Raw genomic sequence first — 26,026 nt, forward strand, 5'->3', positions numbered from 1 at the left:
ATGCTTGATCAAGCGTTAGTAAATCAAACAAAAATCGGTCTGACAGAAATCGAAAGTGCCTATATTGCAAAAAGTCTGCTACGGATTATTCCGTCAGTTTCACCGCAACAGACTAATCAGGAAGTGCTCAATCTGCTAAGTGAGCAACCCGAGCTGGTTGCCCTGCCCGTTGTTGAAGATAACAAACCCATCGGTCTGATTAACCGCAGTATCTTTATGGATGGCATGGCCAAGCCGTTTCGCCGTGAATTATTTGCCCGTAAAAGCTGCATTGCCTTCATGGACAAGGATCCGCTGATTGTGAATCAGGACATGAGCATACAGACACTTAGTTTTAAGGTTGTGCATTCTGGCGGCAAGACACTCAACGATGGTTTCATTATCACGAATGAAGAGGGTAACTACCTGGGACTTGGTACCGGCGAAGACCTTGTCAAAACAGTGTCTTACCTGCAAGCCGAAAAAAACAGGTTGGTGATGGAAAGTATCAACTATGCCAGCATTATCCAAAAATCATTCCTGCATGCATCCAAGGAAGACATGAATGCGGTGCTAGGGGATTATTTTATGCACTGGGAGCCTCGCGATAAAGTTGGCGGAGATTATTACTTCTGTAAAAAATTCGATGACGGATTCTTCATTGCATTGATCGATTGCACAGGACACGGCGTACCCGGTGCATTTATGACACTCATCATGGCTTCATTTCTCGATCACATCCTGATGGGAAACAATCGCCATGACCCCGCCGGGGCCTTAGCATTAATGAACAAAAAGGTAAAAGTTGCGCTTGGACAAACGGATGAACTCAATCCTGTTGGCAGCAGCATGAATAGGTATTCAACTGATAACCGTGAACAATCCGACGATGGTATGGATACGGCTTTCTGCTGGGTAAATACCCAAGCCAACAAATTGGTGTATGCCGGTGCCAAGACGCCTCTCTTTTATATAGACAGTACATCAGAGGAGGTCAAATTGCTTGGCCCTGATCGTAAAGGGGTTGGGTATGTGGATACACCCATGAATTATGTGTGGACCAATAAAGAAATTGAGCTCTCATCAGGTATGTGCATATACCTGACCACAGACGGCATCATCGATCAGATAGGTGGCCATAAAAACATTGCATTTGGCAAGAAACGTTTTTCAAAACTTATCAATGACAACTACCAAAAACCCATGCCCGATCAAGCCACCATCATCATGCAAGCCTACTATGAGTATCAGGGAAAACAGCGGCGACGCGATGATGTAAGCCTTATGGGTTTTAGAATTTAACAATCAGATTCAGGATAAATTATGCATATTGATGTATTTAGTGCTTTTCGCGAGACCGCTGATCGCAATGGAATTCTTTTTTATTACAGCGGCAGTCTTTCGCAAAATGTCATTGGCACGATGGGTGATGCACTAAAAAAGCGTCTGGACAGCCAGGACGCCAATGGAACGACTTCGCGCAAGTTGTTTTCCAGCTTTGTTGAAATGTTGCAAAACGCTATTCAATACTCACCAGACGATCCTGATTCAAAAGGCGACAAAGTCGGATCCGTTGCCGTTGGTAAATCTGACGACAAATATTTCATCATGTGCGGCAATCTCATAAAAAAACAACACGTAGAACGCATACGCGAAAAGCTTGAGCCGCTCAAAAACATGAGTCTTGATGAAATCAAGCAGGCCTACCGGGCACAATTAAAGAATGATCATCATAGTGAAGACCCTATTAGCAAGGGTGCAGGATTAGGATTTTTAACATTGGCAAGAGATTCTACTGAGCCTATCGAATACGCATTGATTGACGCAGCTGGCCATGAAAATGAATTATCTTGTTTCTATCTTAAAGCCATGATTTAAGGAATTACCATGAACAATATTTACATCGCACGTACCGCAGAATCACCAGAAATTGATTTTGATTTCACCTGCCACACACTAAACATGAACGGGGAGTCTTATCCCGAAAATGCAAGCGAGTTTTTTCGCCCTATTCTTATCACGCTAGAAACTTATCTAAAATCAATAGCAAATAGCGATATCATCTTTAACTTCCAGTTAACGTACTTTAACAGCGCCAGTACAAAGATGCTTTACAACATTTTCGAACTGCTAAATGAGTCAGCCAACAGCAATAACAATCGCATCACACTCAATTGGTACCATGATGAAGAAGATGACACAATTCTTGAGTTCGGGATGGATGTACAGGAGGATTTTCAAGGATTGAATGTAAAACCTATCATTTTGGATATTGCCAAGGAAGCATAGAAACACTACCCCATGCCTAAATTTGATCTGTTTTCTGCAGAAACCGCTATCGTTCAGGACATCTCATCTGCATTGCAGAGTGATGATCTGAATATGGAAAATGCCCGTGCGCTATTAACTACCCTGCTTGCACAGTATGAGAAGCTATTGCGTGAAACCCAACAATTAATCAAGCTGAGTGACCGTAAAGCACGCGAACTCCATCTGCTTAATCAGAAGTTGAAACAACTCTCCAAAGATTTTGAATATCAGTCCCAGCATGACGCACTTACTGGTCTGTACAACAAGGGCGAAATCAGCAAAATTATTCAGGAGCAACTATCGCTAAATGATTTCATCCTGATACTGCTTGATATCGATTATTTTAAAAAAGTAAACGACAACTACGGACACATAATTGGCGATAACGTATTAAAACTGGTAGCCAACTTAATCGAGCAGAATGCTAAACATAAAGATTATATAGGCAGATTCGGAGGGGAAGAGTTTGCATTGATCTTAAACGACACAAGTTTAGAACAAGGTATAGAAGCCGCTGAAAAATTACGCAGGCTGATAGAAAACTCGGTCCTTGATGCGAGTGGCATACAAATAAGTGTCACCGTCAGCATGGGAATAACCGTTTGCAAACAACATGAGTCATTTGAACATGCCTACGTGCGTGTCGATCAATTACTGTATGCCGCCAAGAGGAATGGACGTAACCGGGTTGAAGCAATTATCAACCTGTAAATGCATGTACAAGCTGTCAACATGGCAGCACTGCTTACTCTAACACCCCATAAGCAGCGTTCTGTTAGTTTACTGGCAATTCCGGCCTCGCCGGCTTTCAAACCAGCCATACACATAAGTACCCGCTATCACACCAATTATCACGGGGATAATAATAAACTTACCTTCACCCAGCATAGCGGGTGCCGATCCAGGACAAGAGCCCGTGATACCCCAACCAGCTCCGAACATCAGCGAGCCGTATATCCACCCCCTCTGCTTACCTTTCTTTTCAAAAGCAATAGGCTCCCCTGTCATTAATGCTTTAGCCTGCACGCGTTTCATTAACCAGATACCAATTACACCAACTATCACTGCGCTGGAGATAACCCTAGCTAATTGCGGATTCTTTAGCAGAAACAATTCCGCATAGAAATCGAATGTCGTTGCGCCTGCTAAACTGAGCAGCAATCCGAAAATCGTCCCCAAGATCAGAAAAATAAGATTATTCATAATGCCACCAATCGCACAGCTAACTGCACTGTTACCAGTCCACCAATAAAGAACAGTATGCCGGCCAGCAAACTGGACAGGTTTAACATCGGGACACCTGCAATAACATGGCCACTGGTACAACCACCCGCAAAACGGGAGCCTAAGCCCATAACGACGCCACCACTAAAAAGCACCAGCATTTTCAGCCACAAATTACTCGGCAAAATAGCATCATATGCTTGCCCCATATCCAAACTGATATTCCATTGTCCAGGATGGGCGACAACGGTAGCAATGAAGCCGCCCAACACTATGCCTATAATGAACCAGACCCGCCAGACATTACCTGTATATTCTTTTTGCTGGAAAAAAGGGAGCCGCGATAAATAAGACCAAATATTACAATAGCCGCGCGACACGCCTAATTGCTTACCCGTAATCCAGTAAAAGGCCACCATCAGCAAACCTATACCTGCACCAGCCAACCAACCTGGCCAAATAATAATATCGTACATGCTGCCTCCCACATTTTTTATAACTATTTACAAACATTACTATTCACTTTTTAGTCATACACATTGCACACTCAATCAATAGTGGGGAAAATATACTCCACGTAAAGGTTGAATTTCCTTGCACTCTTTAACAATAGGCTTGGGTAAAGCACCTAATAAACGAACACGATTCAACTCGGGATTAACAGTATGATCCGGCAACGATTGCAAGTAATACGCAACGATATCGGTACCATCGAGAATGCCGCCATCTTTATCCTTGAGCACGTTAATTTCCCAGGCTTTATGCCGGTTAATCATGTTCGGATTGTCCACATACCAATATCCGCCAACGGTATAAAGCTTTTCCATATCCATGGGATCACCGCTTACGCGAATATCTGAAACCCTGTTGCCATATTCTTTATTCGGATCAAGGTTATAGGTCAGGCCCGAAAATGCAATTTGCCATCCGCCTCCCCACCATCCGGGATAAGGCGATAACGATGAATCCGCACCTCTCTCCAGCATCCAGTGGATATCATCTCCGGACATTTTCCCACATGCCACCTGCGGACCAATCGGGATGTAATGATAGATGTCTTCTAATTTAATGGGACCGGGTGCAATATGTGTACCATACCGAAAACCCCGCATTAATCCTAAATCAGAATCACATGCTGACCTAAAGGCATCCGCAATGAAATCATGCGACGAGCCTTCGATCACCGCATTCATGTTTTTCGACCCTGCAAAATTAGATCGGTGCAATGGAATTTTAGTAAAACCAATCACCGTATCAATCGGAGTACGCAAGATGGCCGCATTAATTGGATTCACATGCGTTACGAAACCAGCCTTTACAAAAGGACGACGAATCTCTTCAATTTTGGCGGCAATCACCGGGTCTGGTTGATTATTTTTAGTGGTAATACGGTGGGATGTCCACTGATGTCCTACCATTTTGCCATTACGGACACGCGCAGTAAGCTCACCAACTATTGTTCCATCCTGACCTTCCTCAACCAATATTGTCCCGCTCTTAGCGATGAGCTCTTTGCGTGATTCTTCATGCATGTCTGAGGACAATATAATATCGATCCCGGGTATTGTTTCGGCAATTTCCAGGTTAGCACCTAATCCACGCTCTGAAATCAATACGATCAAATCTACCTTATGTTTCTGCCGCAATAGCGGAACAGCCGCGGCCACTTCAAACTCCCCTGGCGTCATGGTGAACCCCTCCATGACACGGGTGCTTACTGCTTGTGGTCCGCGGTCAGCCGTCAACCCAATAATACCGACCCTTACTCCATTCACTTCTCGGATCATGTAAGGCTTCAGAACCCGCTGACCAGCTTGTTTGGCGTAGCGCGTTTCAGGAAACTCATACAAGGTTGAGTAATATAAATTGGCTGATAAAGCATTCCAGTTGGCTAACGGTTTAGTGCCAGCAAACAACTCACGAAAACGTTCCGTACCGTAGAGATAGTCCCAGTTACCCGGATTAAACGCATCAATCTTGAATAAATTTAATATATCAACCATTGCCGAGCCTCTGGTAAAGAGCGCCTCGGCAGAGCCTTGGATGGTGTCACCACCGTTAATCAGCAATGCATCAGGATGAACCTTGCGGATTTTCTTGACTTCATCATAGACATAAGCAAGCCCCCCCATCATCTGCCCTTGATCCGGATCCCCTTCGCGCATATTGGGCCGTGGTATCAGATGGCCATGCAGGTCACCCATGTGGATAAACGTCACATCACCACTTCCACCTGCGATGGCAGAAACTGGCTGCCCGATCACAGTGAGCAACATGATTAACGTAATAGCATATATCTTGTTTAACATTGTTTTTTCCTGACACATACCATCCGGCATGGGTGTCCTTAACATCTGAACTATACCTAACCAAGCTGAAAATTAATGATCAAGGTCGAATATAAGACCAGCCCAATTGCTCTTTTTCCATAATTTCCACCACGCCCGATGGTACATAACTAATTTCCCGCAACATATCTGACGGACGCAATTTGGCTGCACGCATGGAATAATCACATGCCACTATCCGGATACCGTTGTATTTTGCTTGTTTAACACGGTCAGGAACCGGTTTAGGGGCATAATATTTAAGTGTTTGCACCCCTGGCCCGAACACAACAATTTCTATCTCGACATTGGGTGCACCATACTGATCTTGTACGAATTTAGCTGCATTTAACGCTGCCATAAGTCGTTCGACACTGTCCTCACTCACTTGTATCAACAAACGATGCTTAACTTGTTCAGCCGCAACGGCACTTAAGCTGGTGAGCGATAAAATCAAAGCAATCAACCAAAATTTAATTTTCACTTTTTTATCCTTACTAGAAATTAATTACACTAATTTATTGCGTGGTATAGGGGCAATAAGACCTGTAACCGCCATACTTTTCTTGGCACGGCCACTGCAAAATATATTGTCATTCCCTATTGCCGCTTCTAATATCTTGGTCACTTGTGGGTCGACTAATGCACTTGGACGTACCCACAATGACAACCGGTAGCCATTGGCCTGACGACGACGCGCTTCCTGACCAATCAATTCCGCCGAAGGGACATCAATACCCGTTGCATATTCCGCGATAACAACCAGGTTAGCTTTGCGGTGATCATCTTTAGCCACATTGATAAATGCTCGCTCAATATTATGCCCGGAGCCAAAAAACAAACTGCCGGATATTGCAATTGCTGTCGTGTTATCCGTGGTCATACCTTCTGACAGGTAATAGGATTTTTCCTGTTCAAACAGTAATTCAAGCGATGGTTTGGATACACTGCGCAGATAACCCGCAATAGATAAAAATATACCCAAATACACACCGTCATCCACACCGCTACCCAGTGTCACAAACAACACCAGTAGAAACACGATACGTCCACCATCCTTAATGGCCAGCAGATGACGAATATCCTTGATTTTCACTAACGCGGCGCCAACCAGGAACAGCACACCGGCCATTACTGGCACAGGTAGATATGCAATTACTGGCGCAGCCACAAACACCAGTAGCGCTAACGCAAAGGCGGATATCAAACCCGCTAATGGCGTACGAGCACCGGCTTCCAGGTTGGCAGCACTCCGATTAAATGAACCGCAACTGGTAAAACATGACAAAAAGCTGCCAATGACATTAGAGAGACCCTGACCTACTACCTCCTGATTCATGTCCAAACCTTGCTGACCTGATTTCGCAGCCATGGATCGTGCAATCACGGATGACTGCATTAAACCCAATACGGCCATACCGATTGCTGCCGGAAAGGCGAAATTGGAGAATGGACCAAAATCCTCGGGTGAAAAATCAGGATGCGAAAATGGTATAGCTGAGAAGCTCATATATCCCAGCATATCTATATGTGCTGTCGCGCTCCCAACAAGCATCCCAATTACCCAAGCCGCGATCATTCCGATCGCAACCGCCATAATATAATGCGGCCACTTTGGTCGCAGTCGTTTGATAAGCAATCCGGATACCACAGTAATTACGCCAACCGTTACCGCATACACATTGGCACGTGGGACCGCCAGAATAATTTGGTAAACCACTTGATCCAGAGTTTCATTGAGGTTCATTACCACCCCCATAAAATTCCCGACTTGCTGAATGACGATAATTATCCCGACCCCGGTAACTAGCGCGACCATCACCGTATGTGAAAAATAGTTAAACACCACTCCTAACCGCAACAGGCCAAAAGCCAATTGCAGCACCCCCGCCATAAAGGTCAATGTAATGGCATATTGAACATAGTCAGGCGTACCTATATTCGCAAATGGCGCAATAGTCATTGCTGTCAAAACCGCAAGAGCAGTATTTGGGCCGGACAATGAATGCCATGAAGAGCCATATAGCGCAGTAATCAACACTGGAAAAATAGCTGTATACAAACCATATTCGGGAGGTAATCCAGCCAAGGTTGCCAGAGCAATGGCCTGGGGCAAAATCAATACACCTGCGGTAATGCCCGCTACAATGTCATTATGAACGGTGGCCTTATCCAGCAGCGGCACCCACACCATAAATGGGAACAACGCATTACGGATTCTTGCCGAATGGCGAATTCGCTTTAACATATCAACCCTCGGTCACTGGCATAAATATACTCATAAACATACCTTTACGCGGATCCCATGGCCTATCCTGCATAAACATGTGCACACATACTTCCAGCGCCTGATCATCATTTAACGTAAAAGGTTTACCCAAAGGCATGTTGGCTTTCACAAAACTTGCACAGGTTTTAACCTTATGCATACCAGCGCCTTTGTTGTAGCTATCCGGGCCAGCCAATGGCGGGAACATATAGCCGTCACGGTCAGTAAATTTCTTGCCGTACATATCGTCTCCGTGACAGCTTGCACAGTAATTTTTATAAATAATGGCGCCATTAAATGGTGAAGGGTCTTCCGTCTTATCAATGCGAGCGAAACCGCGTCCAGCCATGATCGTGCCCATAGGGACGCCCGTCGACAACCATTGCGCATACACGGTTAACGCCTCTATCTCTCTGGAATCCAGAGTTGGCGCCATACCATTCAGACTGAAACGGAAGCAATCCTGTAGCCGTTCCTGAAAGGTAATAACTTGACGGCTCTTATCCCGGTACATCGGATACATAGGATAAGCCCCCCACAATGGAGCGGCATGAGGTTTCCGACCTTCTTGCAAATGGCAACTGCTGCAATTCAAACCATTTCCCACATAACGCTTTGCATATTCCTGCGTATGGACAAAAATATTGCGGCCCAGCCGAACTTCGTCTGCATATTTACTTTCTGTCAGATCTTCAAGTTTTGGCGGAACAAAATACTCACCTGGCTTAATGACGGGCACCACAGTCAACTCGTTTGGTAATGTCAATTTTGGTTGCTGCATACTAGCCCGAGTCTGGATGCTATCCAGTGTAGGCAAGTCATCTGTATTATCCGTATTAGCGTCAGCCGCTACCCATGTACCAAAAGCAATGCCAAACAACGCCCCAGCGCCGAGAAGATACTTGTGCATGCGCGAAAATCTCATGTCAGTGCTCCTCTCTCAGTTACCACCGGTAGGTGGTGTAAATATATTAAAGAACCAGCCGAAACGTGGATCCCATGGCCTGTTTTGTAACCAGATATACGTGCACACATCCCATGCTTCCATATCGGTCAACGTCCAACCTTTACCTAACGGCATATTGGCTTTGGTAAATTGAGCACAATCTTTTACCGAACTCATCCCAGCACCATGGTTATAAGAATCCCCACCCCATAATGGCGGAAACATATAGCCATCACGATTCGCAAATTTCTGACCTTTACCATCTGCTGCATGACAGCTGGCACAATTCTCTTTATATAACTTTTCGCCATTCACTGGAGTTGGATCTCTGGGTTTGCTTAACCTGGCAAAGCCCCTTCCTGGCAATTCCTTATTAATCGGAGCTCCTTTGGATAGCCAATGAGCGTACGCAGTCAAAGCCTTAATTTCAGGAGAATCCAGGGTTGGCGCTATACCATTCATACTAAAACGGAAACAATCCTGTACTCTTTCCTCATAAGTAACCACATCCCGTGTCTTGTTTCGAAATTCTGGATACATCGGATATGCAGCCCAGATTGGCGCAGCGTAAGGCTTACGCCCTTCTTGTAAATGACAATTACTGCAATTCAGCCCGTTACCCACATATCGCTTCGCATAATGCTGAGTATCAATGAAAATGTTACGCCCCAACTTGACCATATCGCCATATTTGCTGGTTGGAATGTCACCAATTTCAGGCGGAACAAAATACTCCCCAGGATTCATTGCTGGAATTTGCCGAATTGCTTTCTCACGCGTCAACCCGGTTGGAATATTGGCACGCGCATCGTAGGCTGCCGGACGAACTTCACCTTGCGGTAATTCAGCAGCCATGCAGACATGGGTCGAGACACCAGCCAATAGGGAAAATAGAAAAATCAATCGCACCATTGAATTACTTCCCATTCACTATCAATGAACGATTTGCATAATATGCAGCAACGTTTAATTTATCAGCATCGGTTAACTGGTCAGCAACGGCGTGCATCAAGCCCAAATTATCATTATCACGATCACCCCGTTGCCATTTGTTAATCTGATTAACGATATAGGCTGCTGGCTGCCCTGCCAGAGGGGGGAAATCCGTACCGAAGCCTTCCCCATTTGGCGCATGACAGGATATGCATGCCGGCAAGCCGTACTCAGGCTTGCCGCGCAGCGCCAGGTCCTGACCGCGCTCCAGTACTTCATAATCAGCGGCTACCGGCTTAGCTTGAAATGGCAAGCTACTGTAATAAGCGGCAATATTATGGATATCTGTCTTGCTAAGCTGCTTGGCAATCGGGCTCATGACATCATCATGGCGCAACCCTGGACTGAAAACGGTCAAATCGGAATAAATACGAGGAGTTTTACTATAATCCTTCGCAACTGATTCAATCACCACACCCGCAGGCGGTAATTCACGCGCAAGGTCATTAAGCTGCTTTTCGATGTATGTTGCATTCAAACCTGCTAACCTTGGATAACCGGCTGCATCCAGACCTTCGCCATTATTACCATGACATGCAATACAAGCCGGAATAGTGCCATGCCCTTTTTCAGCAAGCAATTTACCAGCAGCAACTGCCGCACGCGTATCTGAATCTGCATGCTTCCCACATCCAGATATCGGCAAAATACCGACACTTAACCCCAACAAAACGAATATATAAGTAAACTGTTTGGCAAAATTTCTATTCTGATATTTCATAAATAACCACGCATGCCTTGAAATTAACATCGACTTATCTTCCATCTACTCATGTTCTTTCCTTACATAAGTCAGACAGCATATATTTAATTAATAATTTATTTGTGGCAGAGCAGCTTATTTCCCAATGCTATTTGTCTCTGCATTTCACTCCCCACCCAGACCAACTCCTCTAAGTGGCTGCACAAATGCATTTTGCGGCCACATTTTGGTATGGTGCACATCTTCAACATCGTGCCGGACCTGATTATCAACCAAGCCATTCTGTAAACCGTATACAAATAAATCGATAGCCGTCCAACTCTTACCATTTTTTGGATTTGTCAGCGTATCAACCGATTCGAACCCATCGTAGCTACATAAGGTGGTATCCGCTTTGCTATCAAATGGCCGGGAACACCCGGTAACAGTTAATGTGTCATCAGCAAGAATCGTACGAGCTTCATCTTTCAATTGCATATCGATGATGCGCCCACCATTTGCTCGTGCTAAGTCCAACTTTATTTTTAAACCGGACCATCCATCTGCCCAACCACCTGACTGTATCGACATATCTGTTGAGAAAACGCTGGACAGGTTCTGCTCTAAAACCTGGCGTAATTTGTCACCGCGTATCGTCCCAGTGGCTACCATGTAAGGTACTGGGAAATAACGATAAACATCCTCCAGCGTAATAGCGCCATTCGCTATTGTATTATCTTCCAGCATGCTACCAGCGGCGGCGATCGGGCTATCGAAACGAAAGCCCGGTGTAATAGCTACTTGCGTCTTGCCCACCTTACGCATGACATCTGCCATAACATCATTAAATGTGCTTTCCAATGCATTTCGTCTATCCAGCGGCACAGCGGTATAACCCACAACCGTATCAATAGATTGTGAGAGACGTAAATCAGCAGCCATGCTTGGCAACTTCAAATTCACCTGATTTCCCAAAAACGGAGCCCGGGCAATTCCTACCAGTGTCCTCATCGCAGCATCTTCAGGAATTTTTTTGTCTACATCATATAACAGCCAGTCACGTCGTGTGACGTGCCCATCCTGTACAGTTATATTCATACGGCCTAGATAGCCTCCACCACCACCTGACTCGACGACAAGCGCTCCGCTACTTGATTCCAGTGGCTTCCGCACGACTTCATGTGTATGGGCCGAGAAGAAAACATCCACTAGATTCGGTGCAATCTGATTTGCTAAAGAAAAGTCTTTTTGGATACCTAGTTCACTCATCACCACAACTACTTGCGCACCATTTTGGCGCAAGTCAGCAGCATGTTTTTCAATTAACTGCACATATTTTTGCGTATCGTATTCAAGAAAATTCAGGCCGAGAGCCAGCATGGGATGCATGCGCGGCACGATATCTGAAGTAATGCCAATAAAACCAACCTGTACACCACCCACTGTTTTAATCAGGGTAGGTGGCATTAAATAATCACCGCGCCGGAAAAAAGGTAACGATATCTTCAGATTCGCCGCTAAATTCGGATAGTTAGGACGTTTAATTTTTCCGTCTGTAAACAAGCCCATTGACTTCAATGCACCATAACGCGAGCGTGTCACTATTGGACCGTATGCATAGTCCCAATTCCCTACCACACCGACATCTATTCCTAAAGCATTAACCGGATCGATAATTGCATTGCCATTGGTGAAAAGCGCCTCTACCCCACCATGAAAAGTATCACCCACATTCATCAGTACGCTATCCGGATTTTGCTTACGTATGCGTTTTATTAACGTGGACAGTCGCGCAATACCACCACGCTGTTCTAATTTTTCTTGATCACCATAACGAACCAAATCTGGATGCGTTGTTAAATGCGCATGCAAATCATTAAGATGGATGAATGTGATAGTTTTAACTGCAGCAGTTTGGGATACATTAACTTCAGCAGCACTTGATGAGTTAACAAACGACACTATGAAGACTGTTAAACCAGCAATCGCTAGACCATCCCTAAGTTTCAACATAATCGCATTCACCCTTAACTTAGCTTAATGCGTATCCTGCAATGAATTTGGCTCGAAAGCAGCTGCAGTTAAACCCGTTCCAAACTGGAAATTACTGGAAACCATAACGGTGCTTTTTCCAGTGATGTGATTAACCATTTTGCCAGTCTCCGCACGCCAGAACTTGCCCTTATAAAGCTTGAATCCGCTCTGCGTAAGGGTCTTTAACAATTCATTTTTCCTATCGTAATAGTCAATTTTGACCGTACGCAGCTCTTTAGTATCTATCCAGGTAACTTGCCGTACGTAACCCGAATATTCATACTTCGGCGTACGTTCAACTACGTGACACTGCCACTCTCCACAAGCCTCATCGCGTAACCAGTTATAGGAAAACTTCTCTACCACCGGCGAGCTTAAATCTTCATAGGCAAATTCGCTGCCCATAAATGGACCTGATTTGTTATTTGAGTTCAGACGCTTAACGCGCTTTACAGCCGGCAAAAACAACCACTGATCATCCGGTTGCAAACCATGACTGTACGTCAGCATAGCCGTACCCTTAACATCTGCCGGTTTATCAAACACCAGCTTGCTTTTGTCGCCTTCTGCATCAGTTGGAGCTTCCAAGGTTAATGAATGCAGGTAATCTACTGTTTCCTGACCTTGCGCATTTTTCAATGTCATGACGATGTCATTGGTATAATCTTTAAAACCGCTATTTTTAGCATCTTGCTGTTTCGCTATAGCCAGACCTTTTTCCTGCGGAGTTTGAGCAACAGCACTCAGGGGAACGATTAACGCTAATATTGCTAATAATTTATACATAATTACCTCTCGTTTAATTAAATCTTTTCGCCACGATCAACCAGCAGCAACAGGCCCGGCAACATAAATGCTTCAGCAAAAGCTGCAAAAGTAATCGTAATAGCCGTCAAAATACCCATATCTGCATTCATGCTGAATGGTGAAGTCGCCAGTACCAGGAAACCTGCCACCAGAATAAAAGTCGATATCCACATGGGAACACCCGCAAGATCAAAGGCATAGCGTATGCTCCGCTCAGCATCATACCCAAGCTCGCGCCTACCCTGCAGATATTTGCTCAGAAAGTGCACCGTATCATCTACCACGATACCCAGCGAAATTCCGCCAACCATGGATACCGCCATATTGATCTCGCCAACTGCAATACCCCATACACCATAAGCCATTACTGCAGGCATCAGGTTAGGTATCAGACTGATCACGCCCAGTTTAAAAGAGCGTACAGCCAGCACAATCAGTCCGGAAATCAGCACTATCTGCCAAATATTCCCTATCATCATGCTCTTGCCATTCTCTTTGCCGATATGAGCAAACATCATCCCGGCACCTGAGCCACCAGTGGTCTGGATAATATTCAAGCCATGCGCTTTCAGCCATTGATTGGCGCGCTCTTCCACTGCAATCATTTCATTTGAACTTACCGCCTTCAAAGTTACCGTGAAGCGTGTTGCAGATTTATCCAGATTAATCTGGTCATTCAGATCCAGTCCATATGGTAAGGACATCTCGTATAACAGCAGATATTGCGCCGCAAGTGCGCGCTCATCTGGCAAGTTATAATAAGCAGGATCATCACCATGCATATTTTTGTTAAGTCGCTTCATGATGTCAGTAAAGGTGTTTACGTGCAGCACTTCAGGTTGCTGCCTGTACCACTGCGCAAACTCATTCACCTTATTCAGGAAGACCGGATCATTCACATACTCTGGATGACCAGCAGACAATGAATAGTCGATCAGATACACGCCAGTCAGGTTTTTCAATGTGAAATCAGTTGCCTGCCGGAATTCAGTACTTTCAGCAAAGTATTTATGAAATGAGTCACTAAATTCATTGCGTGTAATAAAAGTACCAAGCAAGAACGTGACTGCGAGACTACCAACCAGCATCTTGTTACGGTGATTAAGGAAGAATTCAGTGTAACGTTCCATCAGTGAGATTTTTTCGTCCTCACGTGAGTGCACCTGACTGACGCGACCCGGCAAAATGATCATGGCGGCAGGAATCAGAATTACCGAAATCAGGAAGCCAGCCACAATACCCACCGCAACAACTACTCCCAATGTCTGGAATGGCGGTACTTCACTGAACACCATGCTGGCATAACCAATCGCAGACAAGATATTGGTCAGGAACATCGCCCCCAAATTGGAGCCTATGCTTTCTGCCATAGCATCTTCTCGCGCCATACCATGACGCACTGAATGCCCATAATGAGAAAGCACATGTACGCCATCCGCTATCGCCATGATCATAATAGCCAGCGGTGCGGTTGCCAGCGGTGCTGACATCACTATCCCATACCATCCGGCCAGGCCCATAGTAACGGCAATAGACATCACGATACTCAGCATAATCAAGCCGGTACCCGCCACACTGCGCAAAGTAATTAACAACATCACCACAACCACTGCCATCATGATCGGCACCAGGGTGCGCATATCATCACGCGTTGCTTCAAGGAATGCCGCATTCATCATCACCACGCCATTCAGATAGACTTTCATATCCGGATAACGCGTTTCAAATTCACGTTTGAGTTCACGCGCTTTGGCGACTGTTAACTGTATGGCTTTGGCTTTGGTTTTATCCGGGAGCTGAAATGTAACGTTCACTCCGGTTACATGGCCGGAAGGCGAAATAATGCGCCTTTCCAGTAAAGGATCATGCACTGCAATTTCGCGTGCCTGTTTCAAATCTGCCGCTGACAATGCCTCTGGATTAGATACCAGATCACGCACATTCAAATTATCCCCATCGGCGGTACTGTTCTGATAATTTGTTACTGAATCAACGCGTGAAGAATAGGGCATTTTCCATGCCTTATCTGTCAGCCAAATAACAGCAGCCAGATTTTCTTTCGTAAAAACATCACCGTTTTTGGGCGCAAGCACAAACATGATGTTGTCACTTTTTGTGTACGTTTTTTGCAATGCATCAAATGCGAGCAACTGCGGGTTATCAGGCTTGAAGAACACCTTGTAATCACCACTCATGGTGAGTTTTTTCATCCCCATTCCAGATGCAACAACGACTAGTATCGTCAACAACACTACCAGCCATCGATGTTTGATTACCCCATAACCAAAACGCATTGCAAAATTATTTTTCATACCCTACCCGGACAACATATACAGAAATGAAAAGCGATTCACTCGATTAAACCAAGTCTTTAACTTACCCCATCGAGCAAATCAACCGGTCACAAACTTAATCGCAACAAGCCACTCTGTCGGATAATCAACAGCAACGTCAGAAATCCGACAGCTTTAACTTGAAATTAGAAGTAACGCGCCAACGTTGCCTGCAGATAACTATCTTCTCTGTAAGCATTTAACGGGTTGCCGGAGTCAACCGAGTTAAACCACTGGCCTTCGAGTCTGGCTGACCAGTTATCATTCAGGCGACGGCTAAACTGCACACGCGTGCTGCGCGTACTGTCATTGGTATCTACTAGAACACCTAGTTTAAGCTGGGTTGATTTAGCATCGTTCAAATTCAACAGCGCACCAACGAATACATCACTCTGATACACAGCCTGACCTTGCCCACGACTATCGTAGTTATATTCCAGGAAAGTATTTACATCATATGGTGTATGAAACACACCATTAAACGCATATTCCACGCCAGTCACGCCCGCCCAGTAATGATCGTAATTGGTATCACGATGCAATGCTTCCAGCTTGTACACCCAGTTACCCCTAACGGCAGTCATGTCTACACTGGTCTGCGCCATCTGGTCATAACTCAAGTACAAACCCGCTGGGTTTGCAGCAGTTACATAAATAGCTGAAGTCGCCACACGCGGATCGCGGTTGGTACCCACAAATTGGGAAATCCCTAGATCAATACCGCTAAACGATTTAGACCAGCGCAACGCATAATCAACATGACTATCTTTTGCATCGGACTGGTATGTCACCGGCAGGGTTGCCAATGATACCAACGGGCGCAAGCGACCATCCTGTCCGGAATAAGTACGTTCACGAAACCATGGCAGAACAAAAGCATCTAGCGTTCCCAATTTACCGCTTATCGTTGCGCGCACCATAGGCTGCCCCAACTTGGCTTCACGGTTAATATTCTCCACCTCATCGGTCTGATTAATAACATCAACCAGATGCTGAGATTCAGCCGCACCCCAGAATACTTTATCGATACCTACGCGCAAATCCCATGGCGTTGCAGCCGTGCCATACTGGGACTTCCACACCATCTCCCGTATGTCAGCATGGGTACGCTTATCGTCCATGTTGTCCCAACGAAAGAATGGCTTGAAAGTAAATGAGTTGGTTTTATTAGCCCACTCATTAAAATAAGTTGGCTGGATCACAACTGAAGGTTCATTGTTTCCCTGCGTCCCACTCCCACCACTTTGTGCAGCGGAAACCGCCAGAACTGCAGTAGGTACAGTAACGAAACTAGTTACCGGCACGCCAACGCTCACTAAAAAAGCATAAAAGCTTGCAGCGGTTTCCTGAGTTGTGGTTCCTGTGGGTACTTGTGCCGGTGGCTTGCGGAAATAGCGGTAATCCAGGTCCACTTCCGTGGTCCACTCCCCTGCATGCGCAGCCGCGGTGTTGATTAACGCGGTAATCAATACGGCCGTTTTAAATCCATGTTTTTTCTTATTGCAACTACTCATCGCCCTATCCCTTAACGTTAGTTAAATAATTTTTAACATTGCTTAAAGCAAAATTCATGCCAATAATTAAAAATAACGAACCAAAGTGCTTTGGATAAAACTATCCTCTTTAAATGCATAGAGCGGATTACCACTGTCTATACGGTGATAGCCCTGTCCCAAGAATTTTATACTCCACTTATCATCAAGCCTACGGTTTAGTTCAACCCGGGTTGTGCGCGATGCATCGTTCAAATCCGTCATCACACCAAGCTTAATTTCTGTTGATTTCTCATCGTTCATGGCCAACCTTAAACCGATAAACAAATCATCCTGCAACACACCCGCAGATCCCTGGCCTCGACTGTCAAAGTTATATTCAAGGAAAGTACCCATATCCATCTGCGAACCATAAATCCCATTAAAGGTATATTCCGTACCGGTAACAAACGCATAAAATCGTTCGAAGTTAGAATGCCGGTCAATCGCCTCCAGCTTCAAAATCCAGTCCCCAAGCAGATAATTCACATCCAGCCCGATTTGACTAATCAAATCATAGTTGACTTGCAGACCTAGAGGATTTTCTGGTGTAATCAGGGAATCCAACTGTGCAATACGCGGATCTCTGCTCGTCCCTCTGAAATAGCTAAGCCCCACATCCAACCGATCAAAACCCTTAGACCAGCGCACCGCGTAATCCACATGGCTCTGGCCTAAGCCAGACTCATACACCACCGGCGAACGGACCAGAGAGGTCGGCGATCGTAAACGACCTTCCGGCCCGGCAAATGTACGTCCTCGGAAATAGGGCAGCACAAACATGTCCAACGTACCCCAGTCGCGACTGACAGTAGCCCGCAACATTGGCTGACCTAATTTCTGCTCCATTTTCGGATCTTCAACACCATCAGTCTGATTGACAATATCAATCAGATGATGGGATTCAGCCACACCCCAAAACACCTTATCGACACCAACCCGCAGATCCCATGGATGCTCTACCCCACCCTGACTCGAGCGCCACACCATCTCCCGGATATCAAAATGCGTCCGGTAATCGTCCCTGTCATCCCAGCGGTAAAACGGTTTAAATGAAAACGAATTTTTTTGACCATCCCATTCGTTAAAATAACTAGGCTGAATTGCAATAGAAGGCTGATCTTGACTTGCCAACCCGGTCGATGCAATTTGCTCTTGCTGCTTTATCGTTGTAGCATTTGACAACTCTTGCACAGTCTGTGATTTATTTAGAAAATGCCGCATTTCAAAATCAATTTCAGTAGACCATTCCCCGGCCTGAACGGATGAACCTATTGAAGACAGCACGAACGCCCCCACCTTAACCATCTTATTATTAAGCATATTCTTAATTTACTGCATTATCGTAATTATAAAAAAGCGCCCGGGAAGGACGCTATAATGTTAGCTTCAGTCTTACAAATTTTGAATTTTATCCTATACTGATTTACGTTTCACAATTTTATTTATCAGCTCATACGCTAACCCCCACACATGCCCACCTTCGACACACTCAATTTTCACAATCGGTTCGTCAGTTTACCGTCAGACTTTTACAGCAGAGTTACACCGACACCACTGCCTGACGTCAAACTACTGCACTTCAACCCTGCAGCAGCTCAGTTAATCAATCTTACCGGGCATGAAACCGATCACAACCTGGCGGATTTGCTCTGCGGCAATACATTGCCAACAGACTCACAACCCGCTGCCGCACTTTATGCCGGACATCAATTTGGCTATTTTGTACCGCAGCTAGGCGATGGGCGCGCCATATTATTAGGCGGCATTGAAAGTGAACTCGGACACTGGGAACTACAGCTAAAAGGCGCAGGACCCACACCTTATTCACGCAACAGTGACGGGCGTGCAGTATTACGCTCCAGCATCAGGGAATATCTATGTTCGGAAGCCATGCATGGCTTGGGTATTCCTACCACTCGCGCTTTATCGTTGGTCGGTAGCTCATTACCGGTATACCGCGAAACCGTAGAAACTGCTGCCGTAGTCCTGCGCATGAGCCCCAGCTTTATCCGTTTCGGTTCGTTTGAAGTGTTCTTTTATCGCAGCCAGCCAGACGCGATTCGCACCCTTGCGGATTTTGTTATCCAGCACCACTACCCCGAATTACTGAATAGCGAAGACAAATACCCGAAGTTTCTGCAAGCTGTGATCACCTCCACTGCAAAGCTCATGGCCCAGTGGCAAGCGGTCGGCTTCGCACATGGCGTAATGAATACCGACAATATGTCCATACTGGGCTTAACTCTGGACTACGGCCCATTTGGCTTTCTGGATCATTACGACCCAGGTTTCATATGCAACCACTCCGACCAAGCCGGCCGCTATGCTTTTGATCAGCAGCCTGATGTGGCAGCCTGGAATTTGACCCGACTGGCACAGGCACTCACCCCATTAATGAGCGTAGCGGATGCCAAAGCTGCACTCGACACCTACCCGGCGATTTTCGCCAGCAGCTACATAGACCTGATGTGCGCCAAACTTGGATTACCGGCAGACAAATCCAACGTACCATTGATTATGCAGTTACTCGACACCCTGCAAAAGAACCGTATCGATTACACGATATTTATGCGTCGGCTATGTGATTTCAATAGCGCACCTGATGCCGAAAATTCACCTCTGCGTGATTTATTCATAGACCGTGCGGCATTTGACAACTGGGCCACCAGCTACCGTACGCAACTGCGCATAGTCTATAGCGTTGACACCAAACGCGCACCTGCAATGCGTAGCGTCAATCCCAAATACATACTGCGCAACTATCTTGCTGAAAACGCCATAGTCGCCGCCCGCGACCACAACGACATGAGCGAAGTCGACCGGTTAATGCAGGTATTGCAACAACCTTACGACGAACATCCGGGCATGGAAGCCTATGCCGCAGCGCCACCGGACTGGGCCCGGCACATTAGTGTAAGCTGCTCATCCTGATAACGCATATTTGGATTGCGCAAAGCGCAGATAGAATGGTATTTTTACTGTTTCAACTTTACGGAAATATCCCCATTGAAACTATTCATTTCTAAATCCGTATTAACTGCCCTGCTCTGCCTGACCATACCAAGTTTAGCGAACGCAGATACTCTTTCCACTCAACACATCACTAAGGCCACAAAAAAAATGACCACTGCATCAGGATTAATTTACGAAGACACTATTGAAGGCACTGGCGCAACGGCGGCTGCGGGCCAAACGGTTACCGTGCATTACACCGGCTGGTTGACCAACGGCACCAAATTCGACTCCAGCAAAGACCGTAACCAGCCATTCAATTTCCATCTTGGCGCCGGCGAAGTGATCCGCGGCTGGGATGAAGGCGTTGCAGGCATGAAGGTTGGCGGCACACGCAAGCTGACCATCCCGCCACAACTCGGGTACGGCGCGCGCGGTGCGGGTGGCGTTATCCCGCCAAATGCCACTCTGGTATTTGAAGTTGAATTACTGGGCGTTAAATAACCAGCATTAAACTAATTATCGGTTGCTTGCGTCCAACGCAAGTAACCGATAATTGTCAGGATTTGCGCAAACGTTTACAGGCATTCATCAAACCGTTTGTCGAGCTATCATGCTCAGTTACCTTATCTTCCGCAAGCAAACCACTTTCAATCGCACCCGCCAACTGCTTGCCAAGCTCCACACCCCATTGATCAAATGAGTTGATATTCCACAGCACGCCCTGCACAAAAACTTTATGCTCATATAAAGCAATGAGCGCCCCCAAAGTGTAGGGGTCAAGTTTGCGGTACAACAGGGTATTAGATGGGCGATTGCCAGGAAACACCTTATGCGGCAGCAAAGCATCCAGACGGGCACCAGTCACGCCAGAACGTATCAATTCCACTCTCGCCTCATCCCGGGTTTTACCACGCATCAACGCCTTGGTCTGCGCAAAGCAATTCGCCAGCAGCACCTCATGCTGATGCTCAACCGGGCGCTGCGACTCGGCCGCTACTAGAAAATCAGCGGGGACCAAGCGTGTGCCTTGATGCACCAACTGGAAGAATGCGTGCTGTCCATTGCAGCCCGGTTCACCCCAGATAATAGGCCCGGTCTGGCAGTGCACCGCCTTGCCATCAAAGGTCACGCTTTTGCCATTGCTTTCCATATCCAGTTGCTGCAAATAAGCCGGAAAGCGCGCCAGATACTGGTCGTAAGGAAAAATCGCATTACTATCCGCATTCCAGAAATCATTGTGCCAGACACCCAGCAACGCCATGATAACCGGCATATTCTTTTCCAGTGGCGCGCTACGGAAATGTTCATCCATCGCAAATCCGCCTGATAGCAACGTTTCGAAATGATCCATCCCCACCATCAGCGCAACAGGCAAACCGACCGCCGACCAGATCGAATAACGGCCACCGACCCAGTCCCAGAATTCAAACATATTGGCGGCATCGATTCCAAAAGCCTGAACTTTTTTGGTATTGGTCGAAATCGCCACAAAATGTTTAGCGACAGCCGACTCATCACCCAGCTTTTCCACCAGCCAGCGCCGTGCAACCTGCGCATTCAACAGCGTTTCCGGAGTCGTAAACGTTTTTGATGCAACAATAAATAACGTGGTTTCAGGATTAACCGCCGCCAAGGTTTCCATGATCTGGCTAGGATCAACATTGGAAACAAAATGCGCATGCAGGCCGGGTTGCCAGTACGGTGTCAAGGCCTGCGTCACCATGACAGGCCCTAAATCAGAACCGCCAATGCCGATATTGACGATGTCGGTAATACGCTTACCCGTATGACCACGCCATTTACCACCACGCACAGCATCAGTAAAAGCCCGCATTCTCGCCAGCACCTGATTCACTAGCGGCATCACATCAACGCCATCAACATAGACCGGCGTCATGACCCGGTTACGCAGCGCCGTGTGCAACACAGCCCGCCCCTCGGTACGATTAATGCGTTCTCCACTAAACATCGCTTCGATCGCATCAGGCAATTTCGAATCACGTGCTACTTGTGTCAACAAACGCATTGTCGTATTCGTTACCCGATTTTTGGAGAAATCAAGTAAAATACCTGCAGCTTCCAATGAAAAGCGTTTAAATCGCTTTGGATCCTCAGCAAACAAAAAACGCATTTGTATCCGGGCCATATCTTTTTTGTGTTCTTTCAGTTTTTTCCAGGCCGGAAATTGGGTGCAATCAGTCATTTTTATCTCCTCCAACATTAGTATTTCGTGTGTAGCAATTTCAATACAAACCGCTAAACTCAGAAGCAGCTTACCATTATAATTATCTGGAACCCGCTCTTCACATTAAGAATTAAATTAATATGAACCCAAACAATGAGGCATCGCGCATCGAAGGTCAGCTACAGACCCAGTGGCGGCTCGCCACCAATCGCGATCTGGATGAGGGGCAGAAAATTGATGCCATGCTGGATTTGGGAGCGAGCTATCTCGAAGCAGACGGCGCCTGGATTGTTGAAATAGACCAATTCAACAACGCCCACATCCACCATCAATCTGAACGACACCCTTCAATCACAGACGAGATTAAGCTGGATTGGATCAGGACATTAAGTAATCGGATAGACGACAACCCCAATGCACCATGGATTACAGGTTCAATGACATTGGCTGCAGATCAGCCCACAATTTTATATATTGCAGCACCACTGTGGCTAGCCACAAAACGCTTTGGGTTTTTATGCTTCACCAATTACGACAACATCGAAAGAGACTACTCACCTCAAGCCTGTGATTATGTTGATTTGCTTGCAGCCGGCTTTAGCCAGATATTACTGCAAATCCATCAACAACTGGCACTGCAAGACCTTGCACTTACCGATGTGCTGACCGGCCTGCCTAATCGCCGCGCAGCAGAAATGCGCCTGAATGAGGAAATCGCCAGAGCCGAACGCGAACATAGCATATTGACTGTCAGCATATGCGATCTTGACCGATTCAAGCTCATTAATGATCACTATGGCCACAAAACCGGCGATATAGTATTAAAGCGTGCCGCACATACCTTACAACAACAGATGCGCGATGGCGACTGGATTGCACGCTGGGGTGGTGAGGAATTTCTCATCTACCTACACCACGCCGACAGTGATCAAGCCTATCAAGCCATAGACAGATTGCGCCTGATCTATCAACAGACACCTTTTGTCGCCAACTCCGGTACGCTGGAGCTAACCCTAAGCGTAGGCATGGCCAGTGTACAAGCAGATAAAATCGATTTAACCCGCTTGCTAGCAGATGCAGACAGCGCACTCTATGAGGCTAAAAACGCAGGCCGTAATCGTGTTGTATTAAATCGAAGCGGGCAGCGAGCCACTCTCTGGCACGCAGGTGAAATTCAGGATGCATTAAAAAACAATCATCTGATACCTGCCTACCAACCCATAGTCGACTTGCGTACAGGCAAAGTCGTGGCCGAGGAAGCCTTAGCCAGACTGATCAACAAACAGGGACATCCCACTCCCGCAGCGGAATTCATTGAAGCCGCAGAAGGTCTGCAATTAATTCATCTGGTTGATGAAACCATTACCCGCCAGACCATGGCGCATTGCGTTAACAGTCAAAACAGCAAAGACAACCCTGACCTTGCTCACTTCGTAAACCTCTCCCCCCAGTTTTTATCACGACCAGAAATGGTCAGCGGCCTGCTAGATAGTGTCAAACAACATTGCGTGCTGTGTGACACTCCGATTAACGGCGTTAAGCCATTAGTATTTGAAATTACTGAACGGCAATTCATTAATGACTTCGAGCTGCTTACCCGACAAATCCAACCATTACTCGACATGGGCTTCCGTTTGGCACTCGATGACTTTGGCAGCGGCTACTCGTCATTCCTTTACCTGGCGAAACTCCCCATCAGTTTCCTGAAGATAGAAGGCTGGATGGTCACCAATATGCATGGCAATGCAAAAATTATTGATATAATCCAAGCAATTATTGACATATCCCACAAACAGAACATCATAACCATAGCCGAAAACATAGAAGATGCCGAAACTGCGGAACTCCTGGCAAAAATGGGCGTCAATTGGGGACAAGGATATTACTTTGGCCGACCTGAATGCAATTTATAAATACCAATCGTAAAAAATTAGCAAATACTAATATTGCCGAACGCGACACAAATCAGCATAATCTCATCATTACAATTATTACAGGGAGTACGCCAACATGAGCGCGCCTAAAACCAACAGAGGATTACTGCTCCAGGATCCGTTTCTCGACACGTTGCGTAAAGACAATGTCCCTGTATCAGTGTATCTGGTAAATGGCATCAAACTCCAGGGCCAAATTGAAGCGTATGACCAATACGTCGTATTACTCAAAAACATGGTCACGCAAATGGTATATAAACATGCCATTTCCACCATCGTTCCTTCACGCCCAGTACCATTGCATGCAGAAACGCCAATTTAACACTTCGCCAATAGATAAAGGCCCAGCGCTGAATGTTTGAACGCCATAGCGGCAATGAAGAAGTCGTGCTCGTCAGCATAGACTTTGGTGAACCCGATTATCAAGATAGTGTTGAAGAACTGCACCGCCTCGCCGAAAGCGCGGGACTTACCGTAGTCAGCCTGATTGAAGGACGGCGCGCACGTCCAGACGCCGCTTTATTTGCCGGCAGTGGCAAGGTTGAAGAAATCGCCGCGATGGTGCAAGCGAATGAAGCCGGCATAGTCATCTTTAATCATGCACTCTCCCCAGCGCAAGAGCGTAACCTGGAACTTGCTCTGCAATGCCGCGTAGTGGATCGCACCACACTTATTCTGGATATATTTGCCAGCCGCGCTAAAAGCGCAGAAGGTATATTGCAGGTTGAGCTGGCTCAACTCGCCCACTTATCAACCCGCCTGATCCGCGGCTGGACCCACCTGGAACGGCAAAAGGGCGGTATTGGTTTACGCGGCCCTGGTGAAACTCAACTTGAAACAGACCGACGCCTGATAGGAAAACGCGTCAAATTGCTCCAGGACCGCCTGGCTAAACTTCACGGCCAACGTGCCATCCAACGCCGCGCACGGAGTCGCAGCCGGGTCATGTCCATCTCACTGGTCGGTTATACCAATGCTGGCAAGTCCACCTTATTTAACGCATTAACCAATGCCGGCAGCTATGCGGCTGACCAGCTCTTTGCTACATTGGATACCACAACCCGCCAGCTCTACATACCCGATGTTGGCGAAATAGTACTGTCCGACACCGTGGGTTTTATTACTCGTCTGCCCCACACTCTGGTTGAAAGTTTCCGAGCCACACTGGAAGAAACCATACAGGCCGATTTGTTGCTGCATGTGGTTGATGCTGCCAGCCCAATGCGCGACAAACACATTGCTGAAGTCAATAAAGTATTAGGTGAAATTGGTGCGGCTGACGTACCGCAACTTTTAGTAATGAATAAGATTGATTTATGCTCGTCTACACCCGGCATTGAACGGGATGAATATGATAAAATTACAGCTATTCGTCTTAGCGCCAAAACCGGACTGGGTATAAATACGTTACGCGAGGTCATAAGTGAAGCTAAGAAACAGTTTATGCAGCCGCAACCAGAACCAACACAATTAACCATTATCAATAACGAATATCACCCAGAATTGGATTAAA

General features: G+C 46.3%; 23 protein-coding genes. 9 read left to right on the top strand and 14 right to left on the bottom strand.

The window, feature by feature from the left end; genetic code table 11:
- The 4 genes from EJE49_RS13200 to EJE49_RS13215 are packed head-to-tail and all read left to right on the top strand — an operon-like array spanning window position 1 to window position 3,000.
- On the top strand, window positions 1-1,281 hold the full coding sequence (locus EJE49_RS13200) for a SpoIIE family protein phosphatase (protein ID WP_124951583.1): 1,281 nt from the start codon (window positions 1-3) through the stop codon (window positions 1,279-1,281).
- Window positions 1,282-1,302: 21 nt separating this feature from the next.
- The gene (locus EJE49_RS13205; protein WP_124951585.1) at window positions 1,303-1,857 is read left to right on the top strand and encodes a SiaB family protein kinase; all 555 of its coding nucleotides are present in this window, start codon (window positions 1,303-1,305) and stop codon (window positions 1,855-1,857) included.
- A gap of 9 nt (window positions 1,858-1,866) precedes the next feature.
- Window positions 1,867-2,268: a DUF1987 domain-containing protein gene (locus tag EJE49_RS13210; RefSeq protein WP_124951587.1), complete on the top strand. Its 402-nt coding sequence runs from the start codon at window positions 1,867-1,869 to the stop codon at window positions 2,266-2,268.
- A gap of 12 nt (window positions 2,269-2,280) precedes the next feature.
- On the top strand, window positions 2,281-3,000 hold the full coding sequence (locus EJE49_RS13215) for a GGDEF domain-containing protein (RefSeq protein ID WP_124951589.1): 720 nt from the start codon (window positions 2,281-2,283) through the stop codon (window positions 2,998-3,000).
- A 69-nt stretch (window positions 3,001-3,069) separates the two neighbouring features.
- Here the strand turns inward: EJE49_RS13215 and EJE49_RS13220 are convergent, their stop codons facing one another.
- From EJE49_RS13220 to EJE49_RS13280, 13 genes are all read right to left on the bottom strand, one after another.
- Entirely contained in the window at window positions 3,070-3,492 is a 423-nt protein-coding gene (locus tag EJE49_RS13220) for a DUF6691 family protein (protein WP_124951591.1), read from the bottom strand.
- Window positions 3,489-3,989 (bottom strand): YeeE/YedE family protein, encoded by a 501-nt coding sequence (locus EJE49_RS13225; RefSeq protein ID WP_124951593.1) that lies wholly within the window; start codon window positions 3,987-3,989, stop codon window positions 3,489-3,491. The genes EJE49_RS13220 and EJE49_RS13225 overlap by 4 nt, the downstream gene beginning before the upstream one ends.
- Before the next feature lie 75 nt (window positions 3,990-4,064).
- Window positions 4,065-5,852 carry a bifunctional metallophosphatase/5'-nucleotidase gene (locus EJE49_RS13230; RefSeq protein WP_189941920.1) on the bottom strand — a complete coding sequence of 596 codons (1,788 nt, stop codon included), beginning with the start codon at window positions 5,850-5,852 and terminating at the stop codon, window positions 4,065-4,067.
- 49 nt (window positions 5,853-5,901) lie between these two features.
- A complete protein-coding gene (locus EJE49_RS13235; protein WP_124951597.1) occupies window positions 5,902-6,324 on the bottom strand; it encodes a DsrE family protein in 423 nt (140 codons plus the stop codon).
- 24 nt (window positions 6,325-6,348) lie between these two features.
- On the bottom strand, window positions 6,349-8,088 hold the full coding sequence (locus EJE49_RS13240) for a SulP family inorganic anion transporter (RefSeq protein ID WP_124951599.1): 1,740 nt from the start codon (window positions 8,086-8,088) through the stop codon (window positions 6,349-6,351).
- A 1-nt stretch (window position 8,089) separates the two neighbouring features.
- Complete coding sequence (locus tag EJE49_RS13245) at window positions 8,090-9,019, bottom strand: c-type cytochrome (protein ID WP_189941922.1); 930 nt, start codon at window positions 9,017-9,019, stop codon at window positions 8,090-8,092.
- A 30-nt stretch (window positions 9,020-9,049) separates the two neighbouring features.
- Window positions 9,050-9,910, bottom strand: a complete 861-nt coding sequence (locus tag EJE49_RS13250) for a c-type cytochrome (RefSeq protein ID WP_223246962.1) — start codon at window positions 9,908-9,910, stop codon at window positions 9,050-9,052.
- A 61-nt stretch (window positions 9,911-9,971) separates the two neighbouring features.
- Window positions 9,972-10,814 carry a c-type cytochrome gene (locus EJE49_RS13255; protein WP_124951605.1) on the bottom strand — a complete coding sequence of 281 codons (843 nt, stop codon included), beginning with the start codon at window positions 10,812-10,814 and terminating at the stop codon, window positions 9,972-9,974.
- 102 nt (window positions 10,815-10,916) lie between these two features.
- Entirely contained in the window at window positions 10,917-12,743 is a 1,827-nt protein-coding gene (locus tag EJE49_RS13260) for a bifunctional metallophosphatase/5'-nucleotidase (protein ID WP_124951607.1), read from the bottom strand.
- 24 nt (window positions 12,744-12,767) lie between these two features.
- A complete protein-coding gene (locus tag EJE49_RS13265; RefSeq protein ID WP_124951609.1) occupies window positions 12,768-13,550 on the bottom strand; it encodes an outer membrane lipoprotein-sorting protein in 783 nt (260 codons plus the stop codon).
- Window positions 13,551-13,567: 17 nt separating this feature from the next.
- A complete protein-coding gene (locus tag EJE49_RS13270; RefSeq protein WP_124951611.1) occupies window positions 13,568-15,883 on the bottom strand; it encodes an efflux RND transporter permease subunit in 2,316 nt (771 codons plus the stop codon).
- A 167-nt stretch (window positions 15,884-16,050) separates the two neighbouring features.
- Entirely contained in the window at window positions 16,051-17,418 is a 1,368-nt protein-coding gene (locus EJE49_RS13275; protein WP_124951613.1) for a hypothetical protein, read from the bottom strand.
- A 66-nt stretch (window positions 17,419-17,484) separates the two neighbouring features.
- Window positions 17,485-18,759 (bottom strand): hypothetical protein, encoded by a 1,275-nt coding sequence (locus tag EJE49_RS13280; RefSeq protein ID WP_124951615.1) that lies wholly within the window; start codon window positions 18,757-18,759, stop codon window positions 17,485-17,487.
- Between the two features lie 150 nt (window positions 18,760-18,909).
- On the opposite strand from EJE49_RS13280, the gene EJE49_RS13285 reads away from it, so the two are divergent.
- Complete coding sequence (locus tag EJE49_RS13285; protein WP_124951617.1) at window positions 18,910-20,370, top strand: protein adenylyltransferase SelO; 1,461 nt, start codon at window positions 18,910-18,912, stop codon at window positions 20,368-20,370.
- 189 nt (window positions 20,371-20,559) lie between these two features.
- Complete coding sequence (locus tag EJE49_RS13290) at window positions 20,560-20,895, top strand: FKBP-type peptidyl-prolyl cis-trans isomerase (RefSeq protein WP_124951619.1); 336 nt, start codon at window positions 20,560-20,562, stop codon at window positions 20,893-20,895.
- Between the two features lie 55 nt (window positions 20,896-20,950).
- Here EJE49_RS13290 and pgi read toward each other — a convergent pair whose 3' ends face one another.
- Entirely contained in the window at window positions 20,951-22,597 is a 1,647-nt protein-coding gene (pgi, locus tag EJE49_RS13295; protein WP_124951621.1) for a glucose-6-phosphate isomerase, read from the bottom strand.
- Between the two features lie 122 nt (window positions 22,598-22,719).
- Here pgi and EJE49_RS13300 point away from each other — a divergent pair, with 122 nt between their 5' ends.
- From EJE49_RS13300 to hflX, 3 genes are all read left to right on the top strand, one after another.
- Window positions 22,720-24,492, top strand: a complete 1,773-nt coding sequence (locus EJE49_RS13300; RefSeq protein WP_124951623.1) for a putative bifunctional diguanylate cyclase/phosphodiesterase — start codon at window positions 22,720-22,722, stop codon at window positions 24,490-24,492.
- Between the two features lie 97 nt (window positions 24,493-24,589).
- On the top strand, window positions 24,590-24,835 hold the full coding sequence (gene hfq, locus EJE49_RS13305; protein WP_124951625.1) for an RNA chaperone Hfq: 246 nt from the start codon (window positions 24,590-24,592) through the stop codon (window positions 24,833-24,835).
- Between the two features lie 32 nt (window positions 24,836-24,867).
- Complete coding sequence (gene hflX, locus EJE49_RS13310; RefSeq protein WP_124951627.1) at window positions 24,868-26,025, top strand: GTPase HflX; 1,158 nt, start codon at window positions 24,868-24,870, stop codon at window positions 26,023-26,025.
- The last annotated feature ends 1 nt before the right edge of the window (window position 26,026 follow it).

Source organism: Sulfuriferula thiophila (assembly GCF_003864975.1).
Classification (GTDB): Bacteria; Pseudomonadota; Gammaproteobacteria; order Burkholderiales; family Sulfuriferulaceae; genus Sulfuriferula; species Sulfuriferula thiophila.

What these genes read in the sequence shown, in the direction of transcription:
- EJE49_RS13200 (WP_124951583.1), top strand. Translation starts at nt 1, where the DNA reads ATGCTTGATCAAGCGTTAGTAAATCAAACAAAAATCGGTCTGACAGAA.
- EJE49_RS13205 (WP_124951585.1), top strand. Translation starts at nt 1,303, where the DNA reads ATGCATATTGATGTATTTAGTGCTTTTCGCGAGACCGCTGATCGCAAT.
- EJE49_RS13210 (WP_124951587.1), top strand. Translation starts at nt 1,867, where the DNA reads ATGAACAATATTTACATCGCACGTACCGCAGAATCACCAGAAATTGAT.
- EJE49_RS13215 (WP_124951589.1), top strand. Translation starts at nt 2,281, where the DNA reads ATGCCTAAATTTGATCTGTTTTCTGCAGAAACCGCTATCGTTCAGGAC.
- EJE49_RS13220 (WP_124951591.1), bottom strand. Translation starts at nt 3,492, where the DNA reads ATGAATAATCTTATTTTTCTGATCTTGGGGACGATTTTCGGATTGCTG.
- EJE49_RS13225 (WP_124951593.1), bottom strand. Translation starts at nt 3,989, where the DNA reads ATGTACGATATTATTATTTGGCCAGGTTGGTTGGCTGGTGCAGGTATA.
- EJE49_RS13230 (WP_189941920.1), bottom strand. Translation starts at nt 5,852, where the DNA reads ATGCCGGATGGTATGTGTCAGGAAAAAACAATGTTAAACAAGATATAT.
- EJE49_RS13240 (WP_124951599.1), bottom strand. Translation starts at nt 8,088, where the DNA reads ATGTTAAAGCGAATTCGCCATTCGGCAAGAATCCGTAATGCGTTGTTC.
- EJE49_RS13245 (WP_189941922.1), bottom strand. Translation starts at nt 9,019, where the DNA reads ATGCACAAGTATCTTCTCGGCGCTGGGGCGTTGTTTGGCATTGCTTTT.
- EJE49_RS13250 (WP_223246962.1), bottom strand. Translation starts at nt 9,910, where the DNA reads ATGGCTGCTGAATTACCGCAAGGTGAAGTTCGTCCGGCAGCCTACGAT.
- EJE49_RS13255 (WP_124951605.1), bottom strand. Translation starts at nt 10,814, where the DNA reads ATGGAAGATAAGTCGATGTTAATTTCAAGGCATGCGTGGTTATTTATG.
- EJE49_RS13260 (WP_124951607.1), bottom strand. Translation starts at nt 12,743, where the DNA reads ATGTTGAAACTTAGGGATGGTCTAGCGATTGCTGGTTTAACAGTCTTC.
- EJE49_RS13265 (WP_124951609.1), bottom strand. Translation starts at nt 13,550, where the DNA reads ATGTATAAATTATTAGCAATATTAGCGTTAATCGTTCCCCTGAGTGCT.
- EJE49_RS13270 (WP_124951611.1), bottom strand. Translation starts at nt 15,883, where the DNA reads ATGAAAAATAATTTTGCAATGCGTTTTGGTTATGGGGTAATCAAACAT.
- EJE49_RS13275 (WP_124951613.1), bottom strand. Translation starts at nt 17,418, where the DNA reads ATGAGTAGTTGCAATAAGAAAAAACATGGATTTAAAACGGCCGTATTG.
- EJE49_RS13280 (WP_124951615.1), bottom strand. Translation starts at nt 18,759, where the DNA reads ATGCTTAATAATAAGATGGTTAAGGTGGGGGCGTTCGTGCTGTCTTCA.
- EJE49_RS13285 (WP_124951617.1), top strand. Translation starts at nt 18,910, where the DNA reads ATGCCCACCTTCGACACACTCAATTTTCACAATCGGTTCGTCAGTTTA.
- EJE49_RS13290 (WP_124951619.1), top strand. Translation starts at nt 20,560, where the DNA reads ATGACCACTGCATCAGGATTAATTTACGAAGACACTATTGAAGGCACT.
- pgi (WP_124951621.1), bottom strand. Translation starts at nt 22,597, where the DNA reads ATGACTGATTGCACCCAATTTCCGGCCTGGAAAAAACTGAAAGAACAC.
- EJE49_RS13300 (WP_124951623.1), top strand. Translation starts at nt 22,720, where the DNA reads ATGAACCCAAACAATGAGGCATCGCGCATCGAAGGTCAGCTACAGACC.
- hfq (WP_124951625.1), top strand. Translation starts at nt 24,590, where the DNA reads ATGAGCGCGCCTAAAACCAACAGAGGATTACTGCTCCAGGATCCGTTT.
- hflX (WP_124951627.1), top strand. Translation starts at nt 24,868, where the DNA reads ATGTTTGAACGCCATAGCGGCAATGAAGAAGTCGTGCTCGTCAGCATA.